At 47.6% G+C, this 11,183-nt stretch carries 7 protein-coding genes; 6 read left to right on the forward strand and 1 reads right to left on the reverse strand.

Features of this window, described 5'->3' with window-relative positions; all coding sequences use genetic code 11:
- Positions 1-24: 24 nt before the first annotated feature.
- The 5 genes from pvuA to fecE all read left to right on the forward strand — a co-directional run bounded on the left by pvuA (position 25) and on the right by fecE (position 5,957).
- The gene (pvuA, locus tag R7Q46_RS15275) at positions 25-2,163 is read left to right on the forward strand and encodes a TonB-dependent siderophore vibrioferrin receptor PvuA (RefSeq protein WP_053350165.1); all 2,139 of its coding nucleotides are present in this window, start codon (positions 25-27) and stop codon (positions 2,161-2,163) included.
- Positions 2,164-2,264: 101 nt separating this feature from the next.
- Positions 2,265-3,188 (forward strand): Fe(3+) dicitrate ABC transporter substrate-binding protein FecB, encoded by a 924-nt coding sequence (locus R7Q46_RS15280; protein ID WP_262647315.1) that lies wholly within the window; start codon positions 2,265-2,267, stop codon positions 3,186-3,188.
- A gap of 74 nt (positions 3,189-3,262) precedes the next feature.
- Positions 3,263-4,222, forward strand: a complete 960-nt coding sequence (locus R7Q46_RS15285; RefSeq protein WP_373417501.1) for a FecCD family ABC transporter permease — start codon at positions 3,263-3,265, stop codon at positions 4,220-4,222.
- Positions 4,219-5,190 (forward strand): FecCD family ABC transporter permease, encoded by a 972-nt coding sequence (locus tag R7Q46_RS15290; RefSeq protein WP_005383459.1) that lies wholly within the window; start codon positions 4,219-4,221, stop codon positions 5,188-5,190. Before R7Q46_RS15285 ends, R7Q46_RS15290 begins: the two co-directional genes overlap by 4 nt.
- A 2-nt stretch (positions 5,191-5,192) precedes the next feature.
- Positions 5,193-5,957: a Fe(3+) dicitrate ABC transporter ATP-binding protein FecE gene (fecE, locus tag R7Q46_RS15295; protein ID WP_054575393.1), complete on the forward strand. Its 765-nt coding sequence runs from the start codon at positions 5,193-5,195 to the stop codon at positions 5,955-5,957.
- A gap of 117 nt (positions 5,958-6,074) precedes the next feature.
- Here fecE and R7Q46_RS15300 read toward each other — a convergent pair whose 3' ends face one another.
- The gene (locus tag R7Q46_RS15300) at positions 6,075-7,961 is read right to left on the reverse strand and encodes a methyl-accepting chemotaxis protein (protein ID WP_054576558.1); all 1,887 of its coding nucleotides are present in this window, start codon (positions 7,959-7,961) and stop codon (positions 6,075-6,077) included.
- Positions 7,962-8,325: 364 nt separating this feature from the next.
- On the opposite strand from R7Q46_RS15300, the gene R7Q46_RS15305 reads away from it, so the two are divergent.
- Positions 8,326-11,076 carry a M16 family metallopeptidase gene (locus tag R7Q46_RS15305; protein WP_151515257.1) on the forward strand — a complete coding sequence of 917 codons (2,751 nt, stop codon included), beginning with the start codon at positions 8,326-8,328 and terminating at the stop codon, positions 11,074-11,076.
- Positions 11,077-11,183 lie beyond the last annotated feature (107 nt).

Genomic DNA, 11,183 nt, shown 5'->3' on the forward strand with positions numbered 1-11,183 from the left:
CAATTTCTCGCAAAGGAGATCTTAATGTCTTACCAGAATTTGGATGGTAAAGTGCGTGTACGTGCTGGTTTGTCTACCACTTACAGTGTGCTTGCGATTGCAATCGCTTCTGCCACATCCATGAGCGCGGTTGCCGCTCCTGCTAAAAAAGAACAAACTACCGCGATGGAAACTGTCGTTGTCACTGGTAGTGTGATTGGTAACTCTGAAATTGAAGACGTCAAAGAGTACCCAGGTGCTCGTACCGTCATTACCCGCGATCAAATCGAGAAAACCGCCGCAGGCTCGATTGATAACGCGCTACAGCGCGTGCCGGGTATTAAAGTTCAGGATGAAAGCGGAACGGGCGTATTGCCTAACATTTCCGTACGTGGTTTGAAAGCAAGCCGTAGTGGTCATGCTCAGTTCTTGATGGATGGTGTACCGCTAACACTTGCGCCATATGGTCACACTGGTCAGTCTATCTTCCCAGCAACATTGTCGATGCTTGATCGTATTGACATTGTACGCGGTGGTGCCGCAGTACAGTACGGCCCAAACAACGTCGGTGGTGTGATCAACTTAGTGACCAAACCGATTCCACACACGTGGCAAACTGAAATCAGTAACCGCCTTACCGTGTTTGATGGCGGTGATGCGCCGCTGAATGATTTTTACCTACGCACGGGCGGCTGGTTAAGCGACACATTTGCACTACAGTTGGAAGGTAACTTCCTAAAAGGTGAAAGCTTCCGTGAACATTCCGATACGGACGTGAAGAACTTCCAAGCCAAAGCACAGTGGCTACTGAGTGACACTCAAGAGATTCAAGCATTCCTGCAACGTTACGATGCTGAAACGCAAATGCCGGGCGCACTTTCGCCACAAGATTACGAGCAAGATCGTCACCAATCGAAACGTCCTTACGATGATTATGAAGGTAAGTCGACGCGCTGGAGTGTTAAGTACATCCACGATTTGCCATTTGCCGACAGTGCCGAGCTAGAAGTGCTAACGTTTGGCCATAAGTCAGAGCGTCTTTTCAAGTGGGGCTTTAACAGCGCGGGTGGCCATTGGGCTGATCCGGCTTTGCCAGCGACGGACGTTCGTACCTCTCCACGTGAATTTACCGTGTATGGTATAGAGCCAAAAATGGCGATGTACTTTGGCGAAGGTAAATCCGTTACTCAAAACTGGATCGTGGGTACCCGTTATGTTAACGAAGACATCGACTACAAACTCACTCAGACTCCAATCGCCGGTGGTGCAACCAGCGTTCCGCGTGATTGGCATTTAGATACGGACGCGTTTGCTGGATACGTTAGCAACGAAATTGGTTTGTTCAATGATACATTGAAGGTAACGCCTGGGTTGCGTGTTGAGTCGGTTCGAATGACGTTTACCGATCGTGGTAAAAAACAAACAGCAGACAACACCGTGACGGAATGGTTGCCAGGTTTGACGGTGGCATACAACTTAACTGATCAGTGGGTGACGTATGCGAACGCGCAAAAATCACTTCGTGCGCCACAAATTGCCTACATCCGAGGCTTGGGTGAAGAAGGTAGCGAACTGGCTTGGAACTACGAAGTCGGCGCGCGTTACACCCAAGATGCGACCAGCTTTAACGCTGCACTTTATCGCATCGACTTTGAAGATCAATTGCAATGGCAAAGCTCAACGCAGACTTTCGATAACATCGGAAAAACACTTCACCAAGGCATAGAGCTTTCTGCTCGTTATGTGCCTGAAGTTCTACCTGCACTGAGTTTAGGCGCAAGCTACAACTATCTAGACGCTACGCTTGAAGAAGAAGGCGCGAATAAAGGTAATCAACTGCCTTACACCTCTAAGCATCAGCTTGGTTGGGATGCAACTTACGCATTTTACGGCATGGACACCACGCTATCGGGCTTCTACTTCAGTGATTCGTATACCGATAACGCCAACACCAGTGCCGAAGATGCAACAGGCGCAACGGGTAAAGTACCATCTTACATGGTGTGGAACTTCAACTTGGGGACGGATTTATACAAAGACGACAAAGGCAAGTTACGCATGAATGTTGCGGTGAACAACTTGTTTGACGAGGAGTATTACTTCCGCGGGATTGATACAAGCCCAGTTGGTCGGTACCCAGCTCCGGGACGCTCTTACACACTGGATCTGAACTATCAGTTTTAAGCGTTTCGTTCACCGAGTTTGAAAAGAAAAGTCGCCAATTTACCTTGGCGACTTTGCCGATCTTAGGTAATGGAAAACTCTTAGCACTGGAAAAAAGCAAGATGAAAAATAAAAAACAATTTACGATCAAACACTTTTCAACCGTTTTGCTGATGCTGTTGAGCTCAGCTTTGATGTCATTTAGCGCATTTTCTCAGGCGCGCAGCGTGCAAGATGAGCAAGGCACTTTTGAGCTAGAAGCGATACCTCAACGTATTGTGGTTTTAGAATTTTCGTTTGTCGATGCATTAGCGGCAGTCGATGTCTCACCTGTAGGCGTCGCCGATGACAACGATGTCACACGAGTCATTCCTGCTGTTCGTGCCAAGGTTGGTCCTTGGCAATCGGTCGGCATGCGCTCGCAACCGAGTTTAGAGGCGATTGCGGTGCTCAAGCCGGATTTGATCATTGCTGATGCAGAACGTCATCGCGCGATTTATCAAGATTTGCAGCGAATTGCGCCAACTTTGCTGTTAAAAAGCCGTGGTGAGACATATCAAGAAAATCTCGAATCCGCACACAAAATCGGCGTGGCAATTGGCAAACAAGCGAAAATGACACAACGAATTGAGCAGCACAAACAGACAATGGCGGAGTTCAAACAGCATTTTGCAACACAAGAAACCATTCAGTTTGGTGTGGTTTCTGACAAAGGGATGTGGTTGCATAGCCCGGTTTCTTACGCTGGGGGCGTTTTGAGTATGCTGGGCATCCAAAGCCCGCTGGCTCCATCTGAGCAAAAAGCGTATATCCCAACCAGTTTCGAACTTTTACTAAAAACCAACCCTGATTGGTTGTTAGTTGGACTTTACTCTCAACCAAATATTGTGGATGAGTGGCGCAAAAATCCATTGTTTAAGTTGCTAACTGCTGCGAAAAAACAGCAACTTGTTGAGGTTCCTCCTGAACTGTGGTCGTTAAATCGCGGCATGTTGGCTGCGGAAGAAATTGCCCGCAATCTTGAAGCGTTATTGGAGCGCTCATGAGTGCGGCGATAAGCTCGGAAAGCGCGTCTTCGGTTAGCAAATCGCATTGGAAAGCGAGCTTGTTTGTCTGTGCTATGGCGTTGTGTACGCTCTCAGGCTATGCAGCCTCAATGATTGGCTGGTCCAACTTTTCTTTGAGCGTTAATGATCTGACAAGCTATTGGTTTGCGTTTGATGAGGGCAATATGCTGCATCAAATCCTCGCGACGCTGCGTGCGCCTCGTGCCTATGCTGGGTTATTAATTGGCGCTTCGCTTGCGGTATCCGGAGTGCTGATGCAAGGATTAACTCGTAACCCTTTGGCGTCGCCATCCATTCTCGGCATTAATGCTGGTGCGGCTTGTTTTATGGCCTTGGCGTCCATCGGCGTACCATTCTTTAGTCAATTGAATCCAATCATCAACGCAGTACTCGGCGCGCTACTAAGTGGTGGTGCGGTCATGTTGTTGGGCGGTTTTTTCTCCGCGCGTTCTCACCCATTGCGTTTAGTGCTAGCGGGCATTGCCATCAGTGCACTGCTGATAGGGTTAACTCGTGCGTCGGTAATTTTGGCGGATGACATGGCTTACAGCGTGTTGCATTGGTTAACGGGTTCACTCTCTGCGGTAGATTCTGAGCAGTGGCAGCAACTGTGGCCTTTTGCGACTTTAGGTTTGGTGCTCGCCATGGGCTTAGCGCGAAACTTAAATTTACTCGCGTTGGGGGACGAAGTCGCTGTTGGGCTAGGTGGTAACATTCGTCTTACGCGATTAATCAGTGGTTTAGCGGTTGTGCAGTTGGCAGGTACTAGCGTAGCTATTGCAGGGCCAATTGGCTTTGTCGGGTTGTTAGTGCCGCACTTGGTACGCCCGATTGTTGGTCACAACTATCACATTCTCATTCCGGTTTCCGCCTTGTGTGGCGCGGCACTGGTGACGTGGTCAGATGCTTTATCACGATCGATTGCCTTTCCGGCTGAAACGCCAGTGGGCGTGATTACTGCGCTGTTGGGCACACCTTGCTTTATCGCGATTGCAATGAGGAAATCATCATGATGAATCAAACCAAACTGTTTGCATTAGTTGGATTGTTGCTGATTGCGTCTTCTCTCACGCTGTTTGTTGGCGCGGCGAACATGTCGGCTCAACAGGTTTTTGCATTGCTGTTTTCTTTCTCTGATTCGGACTTTGTGATTCACCAATATCGATTGCCGAGAATGTTGCTCGCCATTGGCGTGGGCGCTGGGTTGGGGCTGTCAGGCGTTTTAGTGCAAGGCGTCATCCGTAATCCACTTGCCTCACCAGATTTAATGGGGATAAGCGCTGGAGCAGGACTGGCGGCTACCGCTTGTTTGGTGCTGTATCCAAATGCGCCGGTGGCAATGTTGCCGATGGTCGCTATGGCGGGAGGCTTGCTTGCCGCAGGCTTTATTGCAGTGTTGGCTTATTGGTCGAAGCCAACGCCTGCGCGCTTGGCGCTGATTGGCGTTGCTGTCAGCGCGTTTTTAGCCAGCGGTATCGACTTTCTTCTGATTGTGCACCCTATCGAAATCAACACAGCGATGGTATGGCTAACCGGCAGTTTGTGGGGACGAAATTGGCAACAAGTGCCGTTTATTTGGAGTGCTCTATTGCTGCTACTACCATTGGCGTTTTGGCTGGCTTGGCGGCTAGATGTTATGGGACTGGGAGAAGAAAGTGCCACTACACTTGGCACGAAACCAAGACAGATCCAAATTCTTGCGTTGATTGCTGCCGTGCTATTGGCGAGTATCAGTGTGTCTGTGGCAGGCACGATCAGCTTTGTTGGCCTGCTTGCGCCGCATCTTGCGCGTTTGCTGTTTGGCCACAACCACAAGTTGTTGATTCCAGCCGCTGCAACCCTTGGCGCTTTGTTGGTGATTTGCGCCGATGGTTTAGCGAGAGGCTTACAGCCACCAATTGAGCTACCAGCGGGAGTGCTGACATCTGTTATTGGCGCACCATATTTCATTTTTCTTTTGTATCGTTATAGAGGTTGGTAAGCATGTTACGAACGCAGAACTTATCCGTCGCGTACGGCAAACAGACCATCATTCCAGATCTCTCTTTGTCGATTCCTCAAGGTAAAATTACCGCACTAGTTGGTCCAAATGGTTGCGGTAAATCGACACTATTAAAAACCTTGGTACGCATCAATAAACCCGCTTCTGGCCAAGTGTTGTATGACGACAAACCACTAAGCAGCTACGGTGATAAACGCTTGGCGCGTTCGTTGTCTTTGCTGCCGCAGATTCTTGTCAGTCCTGAAGGTATTACCGTCAGAAAACTGGTCGAATATGGCCGCTCGCCTTATCTCTCTCATTGGGGCCGGTTAAGTCAACAAGACAAGACCTTAGTCGAGCAAGCAATGCAAGATACTGGCGTGATTGAGTTTGCTGACAAGCCAGTTGAATCGCTGTCTGGCGGTCAAAGGCAAAGGGCGTGGATTGCGATGGTAATGGCGCAAGATACCGACGTAGTGATGCTTGATGAGCCAACCACTTACTTGGATCTCTCTCACCAAGTTGAGCTGATGAAACTCATGAGGCAGATGAACGACAAAGGCAAAACAGTGGTCGTAGTGCTGCACGATCTAAACCAAGCGTGCCGTTACTGCGATCATTTGGTGGTGTTGGAAAAAGGTCAGTTAGTCACGCAGGGAACACCGCAAGAGGTACTGACAGAAGGTATGTTGGCATCGGTGTTTGATTTACAAGCGAGAGTATTTAACGACCCAATCTCAGGCACGCCGATGTGTGTGGCGGTGTAGGTTTACGTCTTTCGAAAGCTATCTGCAATAAAAACGTCGATCCATAAAAACAAACCCCGCTAGTAACAAAGTCGCTAGCGGGGTTTGTTGTTTTTAAGAGCGTCCTTAATGTGGCGTTTAAGCCAGTTTAAATGTTGCTACTTTCGAGTTGAGATCCTCAGCTTGCGATTTCAGCTCAGCAGATTGATTCATCGATTCTTCGGCACCAACTACCAAATGATCGGTCACATCTTTAATGGACGTGACGTTTTGCGTGATTTCATTGGTTACGTGCGTTTGCTCTTCGGCGGCGGTCGCGATTTGCGTTGCCATATCGCTGATCAGCGCAACGGCCGCGTTGATTTCATCCAGAGCCAGTGCTGCGCGATCAGCATCTTCCACCGAACCTTGCGCGAGCTGAGAGCTTGTATCCATGATGGCCACTGCGCGTTGTGTGGTTTGCTGCAAGGTCTCGATCGTCGAGCGAATCTCTTCGGTTGAGGTGTGTGTGCGTTGTGATAGCACGCGAACCTCGTCTGCAACAACGGCAAAACCGCGACCTTGTTCACCTGCACGCGCCGCTTCAATCGCCGCATTCAGAGCCAGTAAGTTGGTTTGCTCTGCGATGTCTCGAATCGTTGATAGCACGGTTGAGATGTCTTGCGCGTGCTGGTTGAGCTCACCGATGACAACGCTCGCTTGGTTGACTTCAGAAGACAAATTATTGATGGACGATTTGGAGTTGATCACCAACTCATGACCGTTTTGTGTGCTTGCTGAAGAGTCTTGAGCGGCTTTAGCCGTCTGCTCTGCATGTGCTGCAATCTCTTGCGTTGCTGATGCCATTTCAGTCACAGCGGTCGCCACCATAGTGATTTCTTGTTGCTGATGGTTCAGATCGGAAACCGATTGATTCGCGCGATTCGTGCTCAGCTCCGATTGTTGGCTCAGTTCTTCCGCTTGGTGACGAATGTGACCAATAAGTTGCTGCAAACTTTCAACGAACTGGTTGAAGTTTTCAGCCAGCTCACCAACTTCGTCACGGTTTTCTACTTTGATGCGTTGAGTCAGATCGCCGCTACCGTTGGCGATTTGCGCAAGCGCATTCGAAACATTGTAGAGCGGACGGAACAAGATGTTACATAGCAGGTTAAACAAAGCCACACAGATAACGACGACGATAGTGGTTGCGATGATTTGATCCCAAACTGCATCGTAAAGTGGGGCAACCAACGAGTTTTGATCTAACACTGTGACCGTTGTGAGTTTGGTACCCTCTATGTGGCGCGCGTAAATCACATATTCGGTGCCGTTAATAGAGACGCGACGCTCTGTACCTGAACGTGCGGCAGACGTAATGTCGTTGTTGTTGAGGCCCAGCTTGCTAACCGGTTGATTCAGCAGTTTACCGTTGTTATGAGTGAAAATATTGCCCTGTTCATTGGCAATAAACATATAACCTTCACCCGGTAGGATCACTTGGTTGAGACTGTTCAGGATATCACCGATCTCTACGTCAGCACCCAGAACGACGGTTTGACCATGCAATTGCAGGGCTTTACCGAGCGACACGACGTTAGCCCCCGTGGCAGCTGCGACGGTCGGGTTATCCATAAAGACTTTCGATGGGTTGGCGATTGCATTGGTGTACCAGCCCCACTTACGAGGATCGTTATTACCTGGTGGCAAAACCACCCCATTAGCGTTGTCTTGTGACCCGTCCGGGTAAGCGAGGAAAACGTTATCGAACGCGCCAGAGTCTCGGACTTGTTTCAAATGCGTAACCAGAGAACGTTTCTCTGAATCAGAAGAGAGTGAAGTTAGTGCGCGCTCTTTAGAGAGTAGCCAGTCCTTTACGTATTGATTGTAAGATGCGCTAGTGCTTTCTAGTCGCTGTGCGACTTCGACATCGAGCCTATTTAATGAATCTCGAAAAGACAGCCCCTCTACCAGCACTCCCCCTAGAATGATGGCGGCACTGGCAGAGATTGCCAGTTTGTTTTTTAATGATAGATTTTTGAACATAAAGCGAATAATAGATCTTTGAATGATAGTTGTTGTGTTTTTATTCTCATCAGTGCTCTCTGCGCTGTTGAATATGCAGCAGAAAGTCAGATTCGAATCTGTTCAATAATTATATTTTATTGCTCAAAATAAATGCTGACTCCATGTCGCGAATTTGAGTTTTACACCAAATAAGCAAAAGGATTTGGAACGATATTATTTATGTATTTGTAAAGTAAGGATTTGTCGATTTTTGTAAATGAGAATTGATTTCAATAAATGGTGATCTTTATCACATTTGCGTGTCTGATAATCCATTAAAAATGTGAAGGTTATAGCACCGGATATATATTGATTAGCTTAATCATTGTTATGGGCAATCGTTATGCGCAGTATATTGTTAGTCCCCGCGTTATTAGTGTCAGGGTGTGCTCTGATACAACAGTCGACGCCGATTCAACCTGACGCCAACTGGCACGTGGACCAGTTATCGAACGGTATGAAATACCATCTCTATCCAACAGAAGACCAAGAAGTCTCGGTCCGTTTGGTGATGAATATCGGCTCATTCCAAGAAACATCTTCTCAAAAGGGTTACGCTCACTTTGTTGAGCATATGGCGTTTAATGGTAGTGAGCATTTTACCGGTAACGACGTTGTCAAACTTTTTGAGCAATCTGGTGGTAGCTTTGGCGCTGATATCAACGCTTTTACCAGTTATCAGCAAACGTCTTACCAACTTGACCTTGCGAATAATACGAAGCTAGAAGATGCCCTGAAGTGGATGAGAGATATCGGTAACGGACTTGAGTTTGCTCCTGAGCAAGTAGAGAAAGAAAAAGGGGTGATTCTCGGGGAATGGCGACGTGCCAATCCGGATGATAAGTCCTTTTCTATGCATGCTTACCAAGCCTCGATTGAAGGCACTATGTATGGTGAGCATGACCCAATTGGTACTCGCGAAGCGATTCAAAATGCTTCCTCAAGTAAGTTAAAGGCGTTTTACGACAAATGGTACCAGCCACAAAATGCCGAGTTGATTGTGACTGGTAATATCGACGTAGATTCACTGTCCAAGATTATCAAAAGCAAGTTCTCGAACTGGGAAAGTACCTCGGATACGGTAATAGAGAAGCGCCGTGATATTCGAGTGAACAACGAAAACAGAATCTTGCCAAGTAACACGATGGAATCACCAAGTCTTCATTTAGTGATTGAGCGTGGTCTAAGTGGCAGCGCGACGATTGAGCAACAACATGAAGTGTGGCGCGATGAAGTCGCAACACAACTCATTCAACAGCGTTTGATCCGTGTACTCAGTGATGCCGCTGAACCTTTTCAATACGCTTATGCAGAGCCCTATTACTCTAACTATCAGCGTATGATGTCGGCAGGTATTTCGTTTGCACCAGATCGCCGCGAACAAATGCACCAGACTTTCATTCGTACCTTGGCGTCGTTAAGAGATTATGGTGCGACTCAATCCGAGTTAGATAGCGTTATGTCAAATTGGCAAGGTGAACTTGCAAATATTGATTCAGATTGGAGTCAGCGCAAGCCAAACAGTTACGCAGAAGCACGTGTTTTTCAAATTGGACAAGACAGTGTCAGCCAATCAAAAGAGAATTACGCCCAGAGTTTGGCAGAATTCATCAACAACGAGAATTTAGAGAGCATTAACACACAATTGACGGCTTTATTATCTCAGCAGCCAAGCTTTTTTATTGGTTTGGGGAAAAGCGAAACGTCAGAGCAGTTCAACGGTGTATTTGCCGCTCTAAACAGTGCCTATCTTCAAACTGGCGAAAAACCGCTAGAGATGTATGACAAAGTGGATGGATTCTTAAAGCCTACCCAGGAAGGCAGCATCACGAGCATGCGTCAGGAAGCGGGTGGTTTTCAAGTCTATACGTTATCAAACGGTATCGAAGTGTGGTTCCAAAAAGATACTAAAGCGGGTGGTCGAGCGTATATTTACTATGCGAGCCAAGGTGGTAAAGCCGCTGTTGATCCGACGTTGTATGCCGCTTATGAAATCGCAGCAACAACGGCAATACGCAGTGGGTTAGGGGCATTTTCTGGTTCAGAGCTAGATAGCTACTTACGCAAAAACAACATTGCGCTTGGCGCGATGCTTGATGCGACCAGTCACGGAGCTCAAATTACGGCGCCAAATACGCACCTAACTGATGCTTTGAATGGACTATACAACCTAGCGACGGAGATTAAAGTCGACGAGCGCCAGATGGCAGCAGCGAAGCAAGAGTTTAAACAGCAGAGCGGCGCTTTTTTTGAATCACCGATGGGAAAACTGATTCAAAAAGCAAACGGCAATTCTTATTTGCCGGGGAGTCGTCATCGTATAGTGTCCAGTGATGATGTTGAACAAGTGACTTCCGAGCAGGTACTAGCGGTGCATGAGCAACTTTTCAAAACCAATGATGGTTTTAAGATGGTTATTGTTGCAAACGTAGAGCCGGAAGAAATTACACCACTTTTGCGTAAGTATGTGGCCTCTATCGAAATGAAACCGAGTCGTTCGATTGATTATCACGTTGCGTTTAACCCGGAAGTGCCGGAGCGAACTGTGGTTGCGGATGGGCATGAACCTTCATCGTTGTATGTAATGCGTTTGACTAATACGAGCGATTACCAACGTACGGCAAGAGACACGGTTATCGAAGATATTTTGCAACGTATTAGTAATGCACGTGTTTTGGATATTGTGCGAGAAGAGTCTAGCCTTGATTACAGCCCGAGCATTTACACCATGACACAAGATCGCGAACCCATCTCTGATTGGCTCTTGGAGTCTCAAGTTGAGCCCGAAGACGTGGCACTTTTAGAGAGTAAACTGGGCAAAGTGTTTGATGGTTTAGCGTCAAATATTACCCAAAAAGAAGTGGATACGGCCGCGAAACAACTGGCAGTCGCGATGCAAGGATTGGATGACAACCCAGCACAGAGATCATGGGCATATACTCGTTATTTGGTGCATGATTACGGCGTCGATGTGTTGCTTGACGTTGAGAAAGTGGCTAAGAGTGTGACGTTAGATGAAGTGAAAGCGCATGCAAAATCAGCTTTTGGTCCACAAGCAAAACGCTCGGTGATGGTTTTAAATCCGGCCGAATAATCACGTAGTTTCTGACGAAAATCGTGGCAATGACCCGTCCTGATATGGGTTGACACTTTTTAACTAAAACGCTCGATGTACTTCATCGGGCGTTTTGTATTTTAAAG

This window comes from Vibrio sp. 811 (assembly GCF_033339195.1).

Coding starts and splice junctions, on each gene's coding strand:
- pvuA (WP_053350165.1), top strand. CDS start 25: ATGTCTTACCAGAATTTGGATGGTAAAGTGCGTGTACGTGCTGGTTTG.
- R7Q46_RS15280 (WP_262647315.1), top strand. CDS start 2,265: ATGAAAAATAAAAAACAATTTACGATCAAACACTTTTCAACCGTTTTG.
- R7Q46_RS15285 (WP_373417501.1), top strand. CDS start 3,263: ATGGCGTTGTGTACGCTCTCAGGCTATGCAGCCTCAATGATTGGCTGG.
- R7Q46_RS15290 (WP_005383459.1), top strand. CDS start 4,219: ATGATGAATCAAACCAAACTGTTTGCATTAGTTGGATTGTTGCTGATT.
- fecE (WP_054575393.1), top strand. CDS start 5,193: ATGTTACGAACGCAGAACTTATCCGTCGCGTACGGCAAACAGACCATC.
- R7Q46_RS15300 (WP_054576558.1), bottom strand. CDS start 7,961: ATGTTCAAAAATCTATCATTAAAAAACAAACTGGCAATCTCTGCCAGT.
- R7Q46_RS15305 (WP_151515257.1), top strand. CDS start 8,326: ATGCGCAGTATATTGTTAGTCCCCGCGTTATTAGTGTCAGGGTGTGCT.